The sequence below is a fragment of the Mycolicibacterium holsaticum DSM 44478 = JCM 12374 genome (genome assembly GCF_019645835.1).
GTDB lineage: Bacteria > Actinomycetota > Actinomycetes > Mycobacteriales > Mycobacteriaceae > Mycobacterium > Mycobacterium holsaticum.
In genome coordinates this window covers 3,535,467-3,551,580 of the sequence record NZ_CP080998.1, presented here as the reverse complement: position 1 = coordinate 3,551,580, position 16,114 = coordinate 3,535,467, and the positions used below count along the sequence as shown (strand labels likewise).

The following is a 16,114-nucleotide window of genomic DNA, read 5'->3' as shown; positions in this document are numbered from 1 at the left end:
GGCACAAAATGGCGTTGAGATGTTCTACGACGACGATGCCGACCTCTCGATCATCCAAGGACGCAAGGTCGGTGTCATCGGCTACGGCAGCCAGGGCCATGCGCACTCGCTGAGCCTTCGCGACTCCGGTGTGCAGGTGAAGGTGGGTCTGCGGGAGGGCTCGAAGTCCCGCGAGAAGGTCGCCGAGCAGGGGCTGGAGGTGGACACGCCCACCGAGGTGGCCAAGTGGGCCGACGTCATCATGCTGCTGGCACCCGACACCGCGCAGGCCGACATCTTCAAAAGCGAGATCGAGCCGAACCTGCAGGACGGTAATGCGCTGTTCTTCGGTCACGGCCTCAACATCCATTTCGACCTGATCAAGCCGCCCGCCAACGTCACCGTCGGCATGGTCGCCCCGAAGGGTCCCGGGCACCTGGTGCGCCGCCAGTTCGTCGACGGTAAGGGCGTGCCGTGCCTGGTCGCCGTCGAGCAGGACCCCAAGGGGGAGGGCGAGGCGCTGGTGCTTTCCTATGCCAAGGGCATCGGCGGCACCCGCGCAGGCGTCATCAAGACCACCTTCAAGGACGAGACCGAGACCGACCTGTTCGGTGAGCAGGCCGTGTTGTGCGGTGGCACAGAGGAACTCGTCAAGACCGGTTTCGATGTGATGGTGGAGGCCGGTTACGCACCCGAGCTGGCGTACTTCGAGGTGCTGCACGAGCTGAAGCTCATCGTCGACCTGATGTACGAGGGCGGCATCGCGCGGATGAACTACTCGGTGTCTGACACCGCCGAGTTCGGCGGGTACCTGTCGGGGCCGCGGGTGATCGACGCCGACACCAAGGAGCGCATGAGGCAGATCCTCGCCGAGATCCAGGACGGCACCTTCGTCAAGAAGCTGGTCGCCAACGTCGAGGGCGGCAACAAGGAACTCGAACGGCTGCGCAAGGAGAACGCCGAGCATCCCATCGAGGTCACCGGCAAGAAGCTGCGCGACCTGATGAGCTGGGTGGACCGTCCGCTGACCGACACGGCCTAAGTTTCCAATGCGATTTGTGGAGCGCGAGCCGCGTTGAGCGCGGCCGCGGCTCCACAAATCGCTAGGGCGAAAGGCTCGGCAGCGTCTTGATGCCGAACTCGCGGCGCAGGGCGGTGCGCGCAGCGTAAAAGCCCGACATGCCGTGCACGCCGCCGCCCGGCGGGGTGGCCGACGAACACAGGTACGCCTTGGGAATCGGTGTGCTCCACGGGTTCAGCCGCGGTGTCGGGCCGGCCAGCGCGTGCAGAAGCGTGTTGCCGCCGACGCCGATATCGCCCCCGACGAGGTTGGCATTGTGGTCGGCCAACCGGGCCGCCGGCGTCGACCGGACGGCGACGACGATGTCGCGGAAGCCGGGCGCGAAGTGCTCGAAGATCCTGGTCACCGTTTCGGTCTGGTCGACGTCGGATCCCGACGGCACATGCGCGTACGTCCACAGCGGGCGACGGCCCTGCGCGTCGATGCGGGACGGATCGGCCAGATGCGGCAACGCCGCGAGCACCATCGGCCACTGCGCGTGGCGCCCGTCGGCGACCTCACGTTCGGCGTGTGCGGCCTGCTCGCGGGTTCCGCCCATGTGCAGGGTCGGCGCACCGGCCAGCCGCGAATCGGTCCATGGGATCTCTTCGGACACAACGAAATCCACCTTGGCCACACCTGGGCCGAACCGATAACGTTGCAGCGCCTTCTCGTAGTGGCCGGGCAGCCTGTCGCGGTAGATGTCCAGCAGCGCGGTGGGGGCGGTGTCGTAGAACACGACGCCCTCGGGCGGTTCGGTGATCTGTGTGCCCGCCACGATCGAACCGCCGTGGGCGCGCAGATCCGCCATCAGCGCGTCGCTGATCGCCTGGCTTCCGCCGACGGGGATCGGCCAGCCCACGGTGTGGGCGAGCATCGCCAGCATCAACCCGCCGCCTGCCGACACCAGCGACGGCATCTGGGAAATGACGTGCGCGGCGACACCGGTGAACAGGGCCCGGGCGTCGACTCCGGCCAGCGCGCGCCAGGCCGGGGTGCCCTGCTCGAGCAGCCGCAGCCCCACCTGCACCGCGGCGATCGGATCGGTGGGGATGGACCGCTTGTCCCCGAGCAGCAGTTGGATCGCCGCGTCGTCGCGCTCGACCAGCGGACCCAGCAGGCGCCGCCACGAGTCGCCGTGTTCGAGCTCGGCGCAGGTGCGGTCGAGGTCGTGGTAGCCGATCGCCGCGGGTCGGCCCGGTAGCGGGTTGGCGTAGGAGATCTCGGGCACCTGCAGCGCCACCCCGCGCGCCGGCAGGTCGAACTCCGCGAGAAACGGCGACGCAAGCGCGAGCGGATGCACCGCAGAGCAGATGTCGTGGGAGACCCCGGAAAACTCCGGGTCGGGCAGGGTGCGCGCACCCCCACCGAGAGTGGGTTGAGCTTCGAAAACCTGTACCGACAACCCGGCTCTGGCGCAGATGACGGCCGCGGCCAACCCGTTGGGTCCGCTGCCGACGACGGTGACGTCCACGCCCGTGATTCTCCCGCCCGCCGCCTCGACATGGCAGCCCATTAGTCTGACCGGGTGAGTCTGCCCGTTGTATTGATCGCCGACAAGTTGGCTGAATCCACCGTCGCCGCCCTGGGCGACCAGGTAGAAGTCCGTTGGGTCGACGGCCCGGATCGAGACAAGCTGCTGGCCGCGGTGCCGGAGGCCGACGCGCTGCTGGTGCGCTCCGCGACGACCGTCGACGCCGAGGTGCTCGCCGCCGCGCCTAGGCTCAAGATCGTCGCGCGCGCCGGCGTGGGCCTGGACAACGTGGACGTCGACGCCGCCACCGCGCGCGGAGTCCTGGTCGTCAACGCGCCGACGTCCAACATCCACAGCGCCGCCGAGCATGCGCTGGCGTTGATGCTGGCCGCGGCCCGCCAGATCCCCGCCGCCGACACATCGCTGCGCGAGCACACCTGGAAGCGCTCGTCGTTCTCCGGTGTCGAGATCTACGGCAAGACCGTCGGCGTCGTCGGCCTCGGTCGCATCGGCCAGCTGGTCGCACAACGGCTCGCCGCGTTCGGCACCCACGTGGTGGCCTACGACCCCTACGTGTCACCGGCGCGCGCCGCCCAGTTGGGCATCGAACTTCTCACGCTCGACGAGCTGCTCGGCCGCGCCGACTTCATCTCGGTGCACCTGCCCAAGACCCCGGAGACCGCGGGCCTGATCGGCAAGGACGCGCTGGCCAAGACCAAGCCCGGCGTGGTCATCGTCAACGCTGCCCGCGGCGGGCTGATCGACGAGGACGCGTTGGCCGATGCGGTGCGTTCCGGGCACGTGCGCGGCGCGGGTATCGACGTGTTCGCCAAGGAGCCGACGACCGAGAGCCCGCTGTTCGATCTGCCCGAGGTCGTCGTCACACCGCATCTGGGCGCCTCCACCGCCGAAGCGCAGGACCGTGCCGGCACCGACGTCGCCGCCAGCGTGAAGCTCGCCCTGGCCGGGGATTTCGTGCCCGACGCGGTCAACGTCGCAGGTGGCGCGGTCGGCGAGGAGGTCGCGCCGTGGCTGGACCTGGTGCGCAAGCTGGGTCTGCTGGTCGGTGTGCTCAGCAGCGAGTTACCGGTCTCCCTATCGGTGCAGGTCCGCGGTGAACTGGCCTCCGAAGAGGTTGAGGTGCTGCGACTTTCGGCGCTGCGGGGGCTGTTCTCCGCCGTCATCGAGGATCCGGTCACGTTCGTCAACGCACCCGCGCTGGCCGCCGAGCGTGGGGTGCAGGCCGAGCTGAGCACCGCGACGGAAAGCCCCAACCACCGCAGCGTGGTCGACGTGCGCGCGGTCTACGGCGACGGCGCCACCGCCAACGTGGCCGGCACCTTGTCGGGCCCGCAGCTGGCGGAGAAGATCGTCCAGATCAACGGGCGCAACTTCGATCTGCGCGCCGAGGGTGTGTACCTGATCGTCAACTACGTCGATCAGCCGGGCACGCTGGGCAAGATCGGCACCCTGCTGGGATCCGCCGACATCAACATTCACGCCGCCCAGCTCAGCGAGGACGCTGAGGGGCCGGGCGCGACGATCCTGCTGCGCATCGACCGCGACGTACCCGTCGACGTGCGAACCGCGATCGCCGAAGCCGTCGATGCGAAGCTACTGGAAGTGGTGGACCTGGAATGACTTCCACAATGAGGTTGGCGATCGTCGCCGGCGACGGCATCGGCCCCGAGGTGATCGGCGAGGCCGTCAAGGTGCTCGACGCGGTGCTGCCCGGTGTCGACAAGACGCACTACGACCTGGGTGCGCGGCGCTACCACGCCACCGGTGAGGTGCTGCCGGATTCGGTGCTCGAGGAACTGCGCGGCCACGACGCGATCCTGCTCGGCGCCATCGGTGACCCGTCGGTGCCCAGCGGTCTGCTCGAACGCGGTCTGCTGCTGCGGATTCGCTTCGAGCTGGATCACCACATCAACCTGCGTCCGGCCCGGCTGTATCCGGGGGTGAACAGCCCGCTGGCCGGTAACCCCGACATCGACTTCGTCGTCGTGCGCGAGGGCACCGAGGGCCCCTACACCGGCACCGGCGGCGCGATCCGCGTCGGCACCCCCCACGAGATCGCCACCGAGGTCAGCGTCAACACCGCGTTCGGCGTGCACCGGGTGGTCAAGGACGCGTTCGCCCGAGCCCAACAGCGCCGCAAGCAGCTGACGTTGGTGCACAAGAACAACGTGCTGACCTACGCCGGCACGCTGTGGTGGCGAACCGTTCAGGAAGTGGCCGCCGATCACCCGGACGTCAAGGTGACCTACCAGCACGTCGACGCCGCCACCATCCACATGGTCACCGATCCCGGCCGGTTCGACGTGATCGTCACCGACAACCTGTTCGGCGACATCGTCACCGACCTGGCGGCCGCGGTGTGCGGCGGTATCGGGTTGGCGGCGAGCGGCAACATCGACGCGACCCGGACGAATCCGTCGATGTTCGAGCCGGTGCACGGCAGCGCGCCCGACATCGCCGGGCAGGGCATCGCCGATCCGACCGCGGCCATCATGTCGGTTGCGCTGCTGCTGTCCCATGTCGGTGAGCACGATGCGGCCGCGCGGGTGGACAAGGCCGTCGAACACCACCTGGCCACCCGCGGTCAGGACACGCTGACCACCACGCAGATCGGCGAGCGGATCGCGGCGGCGCTTTAGCCTCGTCGCGTCCCGGCGCCGGAAACCCGTGACTGCTCAACTCGGTGGCGAGGCCTTTTCGTTCGGTACGACGGGCACCGCGACCAACGGAAACAGCGCGCAGACCGCGAACGCCGCGGGATAACCGACCACCCCGATCAGCGCGCCGAACAGCGGGGCCGTGAGAGCGCTGCCCAGATGCTGGCTGGTGTTCTGGGTGCCCAATGCGCGTCCGCTCCAGAACGGTCCCGCGATCTCGGCGATCGCGGTGAACGCCAACCCGTTGTCGGACACGGTGATCACCGATGCGACGACCATCAACGCCACGCTGAGCGGGGAATCGACCCAGTCCGTCAGCGCGAACAGCCCCATCACGGCCGCGGCCGCCAGCGCGATGGTGCGGATCGGGCGCAGCCGCGAGCCCAGCAGATCCGACCACCGGCCCGCAGCGATGCGGCCACCGGCGCCGAGCACCTGCGCGGCCGTGACTATCGCGCCCGCCGATTGCGCCGACCATCCGCGATCGGTCATCAGCCACGCCAGCGTGAACGTCCACAGCACCGCCTGCGGCACGACGAGCAGCACGGAGACCGCGTGGATGCGCCAGAGCAGACCCGATTCCCGGTACGGATTGGCCAAAACCTCTGCGGCCGCTTCCGAACGCGCAGGCCGGAACGGGTCGACCACCGCCACCGCACACACCACCGCGGAGACCCCGCACACCACGGCCGGGAACAACAACGCCGCAGAGACGCCGTGGCTTTCCGCGATACGCGGAATCACCAAGGCGCCCAACCCCACTCCCAACGGGGTCGCGGCCTGCCGGATACCCATCACCAGCCCGCGTTGCTCGGGAGGGAACCACCCCACCACCAACCGGCCGCTGGCCGAATTGCTGCTCGCGGCGGCCATACCGCCAAGGAACAGGAACGCCCCGACCGCCCACAGCGACTCCACCGATGCGGCGCCCACCGCGGCCGCCGCGATCAACGCCGAACCCACTGCGAGCACGGAACGTTCGCCGATCCGGTCCACCACATAGCCCCACGCGATCAGCGTGACGACCAACCCGAAGCCCGCCATCGACGACAACAGCCCGGCCGATGCCAGGTGCAACCCGCGCTCGGCCTGCAGCGTCGGAATCAAGAACGCCACACCGTTGATGAACACGTTGGCGCTCGTGGTCGCGCCCAGCGCGATCGCCAACATCGACCAGCGCAGTGCGGTACCGGTCGATTCCTCGGTCACCGGGCCATGGTCGCACGACGTTTCCCACATCGCTGAATCGGTGTTTCAGGATGTGAGACGACGGTCCACGGGGAGCGGCCGCATCCACGACGACGCAGGCCATTAGGCTGAACCCCATGCGCCTTGGCCGAATCGCGAGTCCCGACGGGGTGGCCTTCGTCAGCATCGAAGGCCCGACCGATGATCCGACACAAGCTGTCGCCCGTGAGATCGCCGAACATCCGTTCGGCGCGCCCGACTTCACCGGCAGGCAGTGGCCGCTGGCCGACGTGCGGCTGCTCGCGCCGATCCTGGCCAGCAAGGTGGTCTGCGTCGGCAAGAACTACGCCGCCCACGTCGAGGAGATGGCCGCGCACGCGAGGAGCAATGAGGGCCACAGCGGAACGTTCGACGACCCCGTCATCTTCATGAAACCCAACACCGCGATCATCGGCCCGCACGTGCCGATCCAACTGCCCGCCGACGCCAACCCGGTGCATTTCGAGGGTGAGTTGGCCGTGGTGATCGGTCGGCCGTGCAAAGACGTGCCCGCCGCGCGGGCCGCCGAGAACATCCTCGGGTACACCATCGGCAACGACGTAACCGCGCGGGATCAGCAGAAGAAGGACGGTCAGTGGACCCGCGCCAAGGGCCACGACACCTTCTGCCCGGTCGGGCCGTGGATCGTCACCGACTTCGATCCCTCCGACGTCGGAATCCGCACCGAGGTCAACGGCCAGACCAAACAGGACAGCCGCACGTCGCTGATGATCCATGACGTCGGGGAGATCGTCGAGTGGGTCTCGCACGTGATGACGCTGCTGCCCGGTGACCTGCTGTTGACCGGCACGCCCGAGGGCGTCGGCCCCATCGAGGACGGCGACACCGTCAGCATCACCGTCGACGGCCTTGGCACACTGACCAATCCCGTTGTCCGCAAAGGAAAGTCATGACCGTACGAGTACGGTTCTGCCCGTCGCCGACCGGTACGCCGCACGTCGGGCTGATCCGCACGGCGCTGTTCAACTGGGCCTACGCCCGACACACGGGCGGCACCTTCGTGTTCCGGTTGGAGGACACCGACGCCCAACGCGACAGCGAGGAAAGCTATCTGGCGCTGCTGGATGCGCTGAACTGGCTGGGGCTGAACTACGACGAGGGACCCGACATCGGTGGGCCCTACCGCCCCTACCGGCAGTCCGAGCGTGGTGAGATCTACCGCGATGTGCTGAACCGGTTGCGCGAAGCGGGGGAGGTGTACGACGCCTTCTCCACCGCCGAGGAAGTCGAGGCGCGGCACGTGGCGGCCGGACGGAGCCCCAAGCTGGGCTACGACAATTTCGACCGCGACCTCACCGAGGCGCAACGCGCGGCGTTCCTTGCCGAGGGCCGTCGCCCGGTGCTGCGCCTGCGGATGCCCGATGAGGACATCACCTGGCACGACCTGGTGCGCGGGGAGACGACCTTCTCGGCCGGCAGCATCCCCGACTTCGCGCTCACCCGAGCCAGCGGAGATCCCCTCTACACCTTGGTCAATCCCGTCGATGACGCGCTGATGAAGATCACCCACGTACTGCGCGGGGAGGATCTGCTGCCGTCCACCCCGCGCCAGATCGCGCTCTACCGCGCGTTGATCCGCGTCGGTGTGGCCGAACGGGTCCCCGAGTTCGGGCACCTGCCAAGCGTTCTGGGGGAGGGCAACAAGAAGCTCTCCAAACGCGATCCGCAGTCCAACCTGTTCGTGCACCGTGATCGCGGGTTCATCCCCGAAGGGCTGCTGAACTATCTGGCATTGCTGGGCTGGGGGATCGCCGACGATCGCGACATTTTCACACTCGACGAGATGGTGGCCGCCTTCGACGTCGCGAACGTCAACGCCAACCCGGCCCGCTTCGACCAGAAGAAGGCCGATGCGCTCAACGCCGAGCACATTCGGATGCTCAGCGCCGAGGAGTTCGCCGCGCGACTGTCGGCGTACTTCACCGAGCACGGGTACGACATCGGGCTCGACGAGCCGCGGTTCGCCGAGGCCGCAGATCTGGTGCAGACCCGCATCGTGGTGCTCGGCGACGCCTGGGATCTGCTGAAGTTCCTCAACGACGACGAGTACCGGCTCGACGAGAAGGCGGCGGCCAAGGAATTGAAGCCCGCCGCCGTCCCGGTGCTCGACGCCGCGCTGGCCGCGCTCGAGGGGCTCGGTGAGTGGACCACGCCAGCGATCGAAGCAGCGCTCAAGGATTCGCTGCTGGAGAACATGGGGCTCAAACCACGCAAAGCGTTCGGTCCGGTCCGGGTCGCGGCCACCGGCGCGGCGGTCAGCCCGCCGCTGTTCGAATCGCTGGAACTGCTGGGTCCAGACCGCACCCTGCACCGATTGCGGGCCGGACGCGAACATGCCGCAGCCACGGTGGAGGCCTGAAAAGACGGTCGCGAATCTTTGGTAGTCTGCACGTCGGCCCGACACAACACGCGGAACCCGCTGCACGCCGCGCGGTTGTTCGGAATAATGGCCTGTGACCAGTGGTTATAGGCAGCCGGTGGGGTATGGTGTAATTGGCAACACAGCTGATTCTGGTTCAGCCATTCTAGGTTCGAGTCCTGGTACCCCAGCCAATCCAGCGTGATTAGGCCGACATACCTCGCTGAGCTATGCTGGCCATCCGGAAAGCTGTTCTGGCCCCCGTCGTCTAGCGGCCTAGGACGCCGCCCTCTCACGGCGGTAGCGTGGGTTCGAATCCCATCGGGGGTACAACGCCTCAGCTCGCGGTCGTATCGACATCGGCGATCTCGGCCGCCCAGCGGGCATCTCACAGCCGCCGGTTGAGCGCCTCCGCGGCGGCCAGCAGATCAGCGGCCCAGCGTGCACCCGGCCGCCGGCCCATCCGGTCGATGGGCCCCGACACCGACACCGCCGCGACCACCGTGCCGTGCCCATCGCGCACCGGAGCCGACACACTGGCCACCCCGGGCTCGCGTTCGGCGGCGCTTTGGGCCCAGCCGCGCTTGCGTACCTCGGCCAGCGTCCGATCGGTGAACTTGGCGGTGGGAAGCACCGCCAGCTGTGTGGCCGCGTCCGCGTGGGCCAACAGCACCTTGGCCCCAGAGCCGGCCGTCATCGGCAGCCGCGTACCGACCGGCACCGTATCGCGAAGCCCGGCAGGCGGTTCCAAGGCCGCGATGCAAATCCGTGTGGTGCCTTCCCGGCGGTAGAGTTGCACGCTCTCGCCGGTGATCTCGCGCAGTCGCGGCAATACCACCGCGCCCGCAGCCAACAGCGGATCGTTGACCTTGCCGGCCAGTTCGGTCAACGCAGGACCCAGCCGCCACCGACCGTCGCCGTTACGGGTGAGCAGTCGATGAGTTTCCAGACCCGCGGCCAATCGGTGCGCGGTGGCGCGGGGCAGCGCTGTGCGCTCGCACAGTTCGGCGAGCCCGCAAGGTGACTCGGCCACCGCATGCAGTACGCCCACCGCTTTGTCGAGCACCCCGATGCCGCTATCCTGTCTCATAAGAAGATACTAGCTTCCCAGAATGTGAGATAGTCAAGATGTCTACCGCGAACCAGCCGCGCACTCTGGCGGAAAAAGTGTGGGCCGACCACGTCGTCGCCGAGGGCACGGGCGAGGGTGCGGCGCGTGAACCCGACCTGATCTACATCGACCTTCACCTGGTGCACGAGGTGACCAGCCCGCAGGCGTTCGACGGGCTGCGGTTGGCCGGGCGCACCGTGCGCCGGCCCGATCTGACGATCGCGACCGAGGACCACAACGTGCCGACGATCGATATCGACAAGCCGATCGCCGATCCGGTGTCACGCACTCAGGTCGAGACGCTGCGGCGCAACTGTGAAGAGTTCGGCATCCGGTTGCATCCGATGGGCGACGTCGAACAGGGCATCGTGCACATCATCGGCCCGCAACTCGGGCTGACCCAGCCCGGTATGACGGTGGTGTGCGGTGACAGCCACACTTCCACACACGGTGCATTCGGTGCGCTGGCAATGGGCATCGGCACCTCGGAGGTCGAGCACGTACTTGCGACGCAGACGCTGCCGCTGCGCCCGTTCAAGACCATGGCGATCAACGTCGACGGCGAATTGCCACCCGGGGTCAGCGCCAAGGACATCATCCTCGCGGTGATCGCAAAGATCGGCACCGGCGGGGGACAGGGACACGTCATCGAATACCGCGGCAGCGCCATCGAATCGCTGTCGATGGAGGGCCGGATGACGATCTGCAACATGAGCATCGAGGCCGGAGCGCGGGCAGGCATGGTGGCGCCTGACGACACGACATTTGAATTTCTGCGTGGCCGTCCGCATGCACCGCAGGGTGCGCAATGGGACGAGGCGGTCGCGGCGTGGCGTCAACTGCGCACAGATGACGGGGCCGAGTTCGATACCGAGGTGTACGTCGACGCCTCGAGTTTGAGTCCCTTCGTCACCTGGGGCACCAACCCCGGGCAGGGGGTGCCCCTGTCGGGTTCAGTGCCCGACCCCGAGTTGATGCTCGACGACGGCGAGCGTCAGTCGGCTGAAAAGGCGTTGACCTACATGGACCTTCGGCCCGGGATGGCGATGCGGGACATCACCGTCGACACCGTGTTCGTCGGGTCGTGCACCAACGGCCGGATCGAAGACCTGCGGGTGGTGGCGGAGGTATTGAAGGACCGCAAGGTGGCCGACGGCGTGCGGATGCTCGTCGTCCCGGGTTCGATGCGGGTGCGCGCGCAGGCCGAATCTGAAGGGCTCGGTGAGATCTTCACCGCCGCCGGAGCCGAGTGGCGGCAGGCGGGTTGCTCGATGTGTCTGGGGATGAACCCTGACCAGCTCTCAGCGGGCCAACGCTGCGCGTCGACGTCCAACCGCAACTTCGAAGGCAGGCAAGGCAAAGGCGGCCGCACCCACCTGGTGTCACCGGCCGTCGCCGCTGCCACCGCCGTGCGCGGCACCTTGTCTTCGCCTGCCGACCTGCCCGCAACCACCACCCGATAAGAGGAGCAGACATGGAAGCCTTCCGCACTCACACCGGCATCGGGGTGCCGTTGCGCCGGTCCAACGTGGACACCGACCAGATCATCCCGGCGGTCTATCTGAAGCGGGTCACCCGAACGGGTTTCGAGGACGGGTTGTTCGCCGCCTGGCGCAACGACCCGGCTTTCGTGCTGAACCTGCCGCCCTTCGACAAGGGCTCGGTATTGGTCGCGGGCCCCGACTTCGGCACCGGCTCATCACGCGAGCATGCGGTGTGGGCGCTCATGGATTACGGATTCCGGGTCGTCATCTCATCGCGCTTCGCCGACATTTTTCGGGGCAATGCCGGCAAGTCCGGGCTCCTGGCGGCAGAAATTTCTCAGGATGATGTTGAAGTGTTGTGGAAGCTGATCGAGCAGCAGCCCGGACTGGAAATCACTGTAAATCTTCAAGATCGGAATATCGTCGCAGGAACGGTTATGGTGCCGTTCACGATTGACGATTACACCGCATGGCGACTGCTCGAAGGACTCGACGATATAGGGCTTACGCTGCGCAAATGCGATGACATCGAGTCGTATGAAGCGCGTCGGCCGAGTTGGAAACCGCGCACCCTTCCGGCGTGACGGAAGGCCCCGGCGAGCCGAAATCGCCGTCGTCGAATCCGCGTCATTGAGCCTCCGGCAGGAGTTCAAGGGCGGCAAGAAAGTTCGCCAGTTCCGCTTGAAATTGCGCGTGGCTCTTGGAAATCAATGGGTAATGGGTTTACCGTGTCCTCTAGTCGGTCCAAGGAGGACCACTGGTTTCGGAGGTTTGCATGAATAAAGCGGAGCTCATCGACGTACTCACGGAGAAATTGGGCACCGATCGTCGGCAGGCAACCGCTGCGGTGGAGAATGTCGTTGACACCATCGTGCGTGCGGTTCACAAGGGGGACAGCGTCACGATCACTGGCTTCGGCGTTTTCGAACAGCGCCGTCGTGCCGCCCGTGTCGCACGTAACCCACGCACAGGCGAGACCGTGAAGGTCAAGCCGACTTCGGTGCCGGCGTTCCGGCCTGGCGCACAGTTCAAGGCGGTTGTCTCTGGGGCACAGCGCCTCCCGGCGGAAGGACCTGCGGTGAAGCGTGGCGTGACGGCAGGCACGGCCCGTAAGGCGGCGAAGAAGACGGCGGCCAAGAAGACCGCCAAGAAGTCGCCTGCGAAGAAGGTCGCGAAGAAGGCACCGGCGAAGAAGGCCGCTACCAAGCGGACTGCTGCCAAGAAGACCGCGAAGAAGGCACCGGCCAAGAAGGCTGCCACCAAGCGGACTGCTGCCAAGAAGACCGCGAAGAAGGCACCGGCCAAGAAGGCTGCCACCAAGCGGACTGCTGCCAAGAAGACCGCGAAGAAGGCACCGGCCAAGAAGGCCGCAGCCAAGCGCGGCCGCAAGTAGATCTCGCACCGGATACGCCGTGGGTCAATGGGACCCACGGCGTATCTGTGTGATGTGAGTAGCTCGGCTAACTTCGAAGTCCGAGTCGAACGCGCTACTTCCTGGTGGCCAACGGGCTTTCGATGTGGTCGGCGGCGATCAGCCTGCCGTCGAACAGCGTCATCACCCAGGTGCTGCCCTTGCGGTTGCGCGACTTGTCCGGGCGCACGCCGTCGCGTTCGCACCACCACTGGATCAAGTCCGGAATCACCTTGCCCTGTGTGCAGATCACCGGGACACCGTCGCCGCCGGCGATCTCGAGGACACGGCGCCGCGCGGCCTTGCGGTCGTTGGCATATGCTTCCTCGGTCAACAGCGGTTCGCGGCGAATGGTTGTCGCCAACTCCTCGGCAAGCGGTCCCAACGTCTGTTCACAGCGCACCCGGTCGGCGGCGAAGAGCGTGTCGGCGCCGAATGCCAACAGCACTCCGACCAGCGACTCTGCCTGGGCGCGACCGCGCTTGTCCAGCGGGCGTTTTCGGTCGTCGCCCTGGTAGCGGGATTTGCTGCCCGCGGTGCCGTGCCGGACGATCAGCACGGTCTTGGTGTCGACCGGAAGCTTCGTGAAGCGGCGCAGCACCTTTCGGTCGTGCGGATACTCCAGGTGTTTCATCGCCTCGGTAACGGGTAACCACTTGAGTTCGTCGACTTCGGCGTTGGGGCTGAAGTCGCCGCCCACCGTGCGCGCCGCCCAGTAGCGCACCTTTTTGATGCCCTCCTCTACCGGATAGCTCACGCGGGCGAGCCGACGGCCCAGATGCGCGGTGTACCCGGTCTCTTCGCGGACCTCGCGCACCGCGGTGACCGGTTCGGTCTCGCCGGGGTCGAGCTTGCCCTTGGGCAGTGACCAGTCGTCGTACCGGGGGCGGTGCACGATCGCGATCTCCGGTGCCGCCGGATCACCGTTCGGTCGCCACAGCACCGCGCCCGCGGCGTACACGGTCGCAGCGCCCCGTACGGCGTCAGAGGTCTCCTTCGGCACGTCAACTCCTGCAGCTCAATCCGACCGGCACCCAGCGCGCACCTCGTCGCCTCAGGGGTGCCTGCGGCTTTCCATCAGCGACACCTGATGATCGCGCACCGTCTCACCGTGCTGTGGCGAGGCCGTCCATTTTCCGTCCATGTCCAGCTCCCAGCAGCGGGTGGCGGGGTCCATCGCGGACTCGAATATGTCGTGCAGCTGGGTCTTGAGACGGCGATCCTTCACGTGCGCCATCACTTCCACCCGCCGGTCCAGATTTCGATGCATCATGTCGGCGCTGCCGATCCAGAACTCGTCGATGGCGTTGAAGTGAATGATTCGCGAGTGCTCGAGGAAGCGGCCGAGTATCGAGCGCACCGCGACGTTGTCGGAGTAGCCCGGGACCTGCGGCCGCAGCGCGCAGATACCCCGCACCACGACCTCAACCCGCACGCCGGCCTGCGATGCCCGGTAGAGCGCGTCGATCACCTGCTCGTCGACCAACGCGTTGGCCTTCAGCCGGATCCGGCCCTCGCCACCGTCACGGGTGGCGGTGATTTCGCGTTCGATGCGTTCGATGATTCCCCTGCGCACGCCGTACGGTGCGACCAACAGGTTGCGGTACGTCTCCTTGCGCGAGTAACCGGTCAGCGAGTTGAACAGGTCGGTGAGATCCGCGCCGATGTCGGGTGCTGCGGTCAGAAGGCCGATGTCCTCGTACAGCCTGGCGGTCTTGCTGTTGTAGTTGCCGGTGCCGATATGGCAGTAGCGCCGGATCGTCGAACCCTCCCGGCGCACCACTAGCGCGGTCTTGCAATGGGTTTTCAGCCCGACGAGCCCGTACACCACGTGCACGCCGGCCTGCTCCAGCGTGCGGGCCCACTTGATGTTGGCCTGTTCGTCGAAGCGCGCCTTGATCTCGACGAGTGCCACCACCTGCTTACCGGCTTCGGCGGCATCGATGAGCGAGTTGACGATTGGCGAGTCACCCGAGGTGCGGTACAACGTCTGTTTGATCGCCAATACGTTCGGGTCGGCGGCGGCTTGCTCGATGAACCGTTGCACCGTCGTGGAGAACGAATCGTATGGGTGATGCACCAGCACGTCGCCGTCGCGCAAGGTCGAGAAGATGCTCTTGGGCGTCTCACGTTCGCCGAACGCGGGCGGTGTCGCTGGCACAAACGGCCGGTCCTTGAGGGCGGGGCGGTCCAGTCGGTAGACCTGCCACAGCGCGGAGAGGTCCAACAGGCCCGGCACTTCGATGACGTCGCCGGTGTCGACTTCCAGCTCACGCAACAGCAACTCGAGCATGCCCTCGGTCATGTCGTCGGACACTTCCAGGCGCACCGGCGAACCGAATCGGCGCCGCGCCAGTTCGCGTTCCAGCGCCTGTAGAAGGTCCTCGTCGCGGTCTTCCTCGACCTCGAAATCCGCGTTGCGGGTGATGCGGAACGCGTGATGCTCGACGATCTCCATGCCCGGGAACAGCACCGGAAGGAATGCCGCGATCAGTTCCTCCATCGGAAGGAACCGCGCGACGTGGGGGCTGCCCTCGCGGCCGCCGAGTTCGACGAACCGGTCCACGTTGTCGGGCACCTTGATTCGGGCGAAGTGCTGGCCGCCGTCGTCGGGATGTTTGACGGTGATCGCCAGGTTCAGGCTCAACCCGCTCACGAACGGGAACGGGTGGGCCGGGTCGACCGCCAACGGGGTCAGCACGGGGAAGACCTGCTCGTGAAAATATGTGGACAGCCGCGTGCGTTCGTCTTCGTCGAGTTGGGACCACGTCACGATGACGATGCCTTCGTCGGCCAGCGCCGGACGCACCGAGTCGAGGAAGACGTGCGCATGCCGGCCGGCGATCTGCTGAGTGCGTTCGCTGATCCGGCGCAGTTGTTCGCGCGGGGACAGACCATCGGCCGAACGGACCGACAGGCCCATCTCGTGGCGGCGTTTGAGACCCGCCACGCGCACCATGTAGAACTCGTCGAGGTTCGACGCGAAGATCGCGAGGAACTTGGCCCGCTCCAGCAACGGCAGCGAGGTATCGGCGGCAAGGGCCAGCACCCGCGCATTGAAATCCAGCCAACTCAACTCACGGTTGAGATAGCGATCCTCGGGCAGCGCATCCTCGACCGTCGGCGATGTCGCAGCCGGCGGCGCTTTCGGCGCCGAATCCGCCGAGAACGGCCGTGCCGGTCGCGTCGAGTCGGCGTCCGACGGTGCCGCCGAAGCGGTCTTGGACGTCGACCCTGCATTCTCGGCGCGGATCTGGAGCTCGGCTTCCGTCATGCCTCGATGATCCCTTATCGACGGGTGGTCGTGCCA

General features: G+C 66.8%; 13 protein-coding genes and 2 tRNA genes. 10 read left to right on the top strand and 5 right to left on the bottom strand.

The features are described from left to right. The first annotated feature begins 19 nt into the window (after nt 1-19). Nucleotides 20-1,021: a ketol-acid reductoisomerase gene (gene ilvC, locus K3U96_RS17255; RefSeq protein WP_069406337.1), complete on the top strand. Its 1,002-nt coding sequence runs from the start codon at nt 20-22 to the stop codon at nt 1,019-1,021. Between the two features lie 61 nt (nt 1,022-1,082). Here ilvC and K3U96_RS17250 read toward each other — a convergent pair whose 3' ends face one another. After that, on the bottom strand, nt 1,083-2,513 hold the full coding sequence (locus K3U96_RS17250) for a phytoene desaturase family protein (protein WP_220690511.1): 1,431 nt from the start codon (nt 2,511-2,513) through the stop codon (nt 1,083-1,085). A gap of 54 nt (nt 2,514-2,567) precedes the next feature. Between K3U96_RS17250 and serA the strand changes: the two genes are divergently transcribed. Together serA and K3U96_RS17240 are read left to right on the top strand one after the other, a co-directional pair. Next, nucleotides 2,568-4,154 carry a phosphoglycerate dehydrogenase gene (serA, locus tag K3U96_RS17245; protein WP_220690510.1) on the top strand — a complete coding sequence of 529 codons (1,587 nt, stop codon included), beginning with the start codon at nt 2,568-2,570 and terminating at the stop codon, nt 4,152-4,154. 8 nt (nt 4,155-4,162) lie between these two features. Beyond that, complete coding sequence (locus K3U96_RS17240) at nt 4,163-5,173, top strand: 3-isopropylmalate dehydrogenase (protein ID WP_220693565.1); 1,011 nt, start codon at nt 4,163-4,165, stop codon at nt 5,171-5,173. A 36-nt stretch (nt 5,174-5,209) separates the two neighbouring features. Here the strand turns inward: K3U96_RS17240 and K3U96_RS17235 are convergent, their stop codons facing one another. After that, nucleotides 5,210-6,361 carry an MFS transporter gene (locus K3U96_RS17235; protein ID WP_275086103.1) on the bottom strand — a complete coding sequence of 384 codons (1,152 nt, stop codon included), beginning with the start codon at nt 6,359-6,361 and terminating at the stop codon, nt 5,210-5,212. 155 nt (nt 6,362-6,516) lie between these two features. Between K3U96_RS17235 and K3U96_RS17230 the strand changes: the two genes are divergently transcribed. The 4 genes from K3U96_RS17230 to K3U96_RS17215 all read left to right on the top strand — a co-directional run bounded on the left by K3U96_RS17230 (nt 6,517) and on the right by K3U96_RS17215 (nt 9,128). Then, on the top strand, nt 6,517-7,332 hold the full coding sequence (locus K3U96_RS17230) for a fumarylacetoacetate hydrolase family protein (RefSeq protein WP_069407612.1): 816 nt from the start codon (nt 6,517-6,519) through the stop codon (nt 7,330-7,332). After that, nucleotides 7,329-8,798 carry a glutamate--tRNA ligase gene (gltX, locus tag K3U96_RS17225; protein ID WP_220690508.1) on the top strand — a complete coding sequence of 490 codons (1,470 nt, stop codon included), beginning with the start codon at nt 7,329-7,331 and terminating at the stop codon, nt 8,796-8,798. The genes K3U96_RS17230 and gltX overlap by 4 nt, the downstream gene beginning before the upstream one ends. A gap of 119 nt (nt 8,799-8,917) precedes the next feature. Continuing rightward, nucleotides 8,918-8,992 (top strand) — tRNA-Gln (locus K3U96_RS17220). Nucleotides 8,993-9,055: 63 nt separating this feature from the next. Then, a tRNA-Glu gene (locus K3U96_RS17215) sits at nt 9,056-9,128 on the top strand. Between the two features lie 58 nt (nt 9,129-9,186). Here the strand turns inward: K3U96_RS17215 and K3U96_RS17210 are convergent. Then, nucleotides 9,187-9,888, bottom strand: coding sequence for an IclR family transcriptional regulator (locus tag K3U96_RS17210; protein ID WP_220690507.1), 702 nt, complete (start codon nt 9,886-9,888; stop codon nt 9,187-9,189). Nucleotides 9,889-9,926: 38 nt separating this feature from the next. Between K3U96_RS17210 and leuC the strand changes: the two genes are divergently transcribed. From leuC to K3U96_RS17195, 3 genes are all read left to right on the top strand, one after another. After that, the gene (gene leuC, locus K3U96_RS17205; protein ID WP_069407609.1) at nt 9,927-11,372 is read left to right on the top strand and encodes a 3-isopropylmalate dehydratase large subunit; all 1,446 of its coding nucleotides are present in this window, start codon (nt 9,927-9,929) and stop codon (nt 11,370-11,372) included. Between the two features lie 11 nt (nt 11,373-11,383). Next, nucleotides 11,384-11,977 carry a 3-isopropylmalate dehydratase small subunit gene (leuD, locus tag K3U96_RS17200; RefSeq protein ID WP_069407608.1) on the top strand — a complete coding sequence of 198 codons (594 nt, stop codon included), beginning with the start codon at nt 11,384-11,386 and terminating at the stop codon, nt 11,975-11,977. A gap of 191 nt (nt 11,978-12,168) precedes the next feature. After that, the gene (locus K3U96_RS17195) at nt 12,169-12,786 is read left to right on the top strand and encodes an HU family DNA-binding protein (protein ID WP_220690506.1); all 618 of its coding nucleotides are present in this window, start codon (nt 12,169-12,171) and stop codon (nt 12,784-12,786) included. Between the two features lie 94 nt (nt 12,787-12,880). On the opposite strand, the gene mutT1 is transcribed toward K3U96_RS17195, so the two are convergent. Further along, nucleotides 12,881-13,807, bottom strand: a complete 927-nt coding sequence (mutT1, locus tag K3U96_RS17190) for an 8-oxo-(d)GTP phosphatase MutT1 (RefSeq protein WP_220690505.1) — start codon at nt 13,805-13,807, stop codon at nt 12,881-12,883. A 51-nt stretch (nt 13,808-13,858) separates the two neighbouring features. Then, nucleotides 13,859-16,078 carry an RNA degradosome polyphosphate kinase gene (locus K3U96_RS17185; protein WP_220690504.1) on the bottom strand — a complete coding sequence of 740 codons (2,220 nt, stop codon included), beginning with the start codon at nt 16,076-16,078 and terminating at the stop codon, nt 13,859-13,861. Nucleotides 16,079-16,114: the final 36 nt, after the last annotated feature.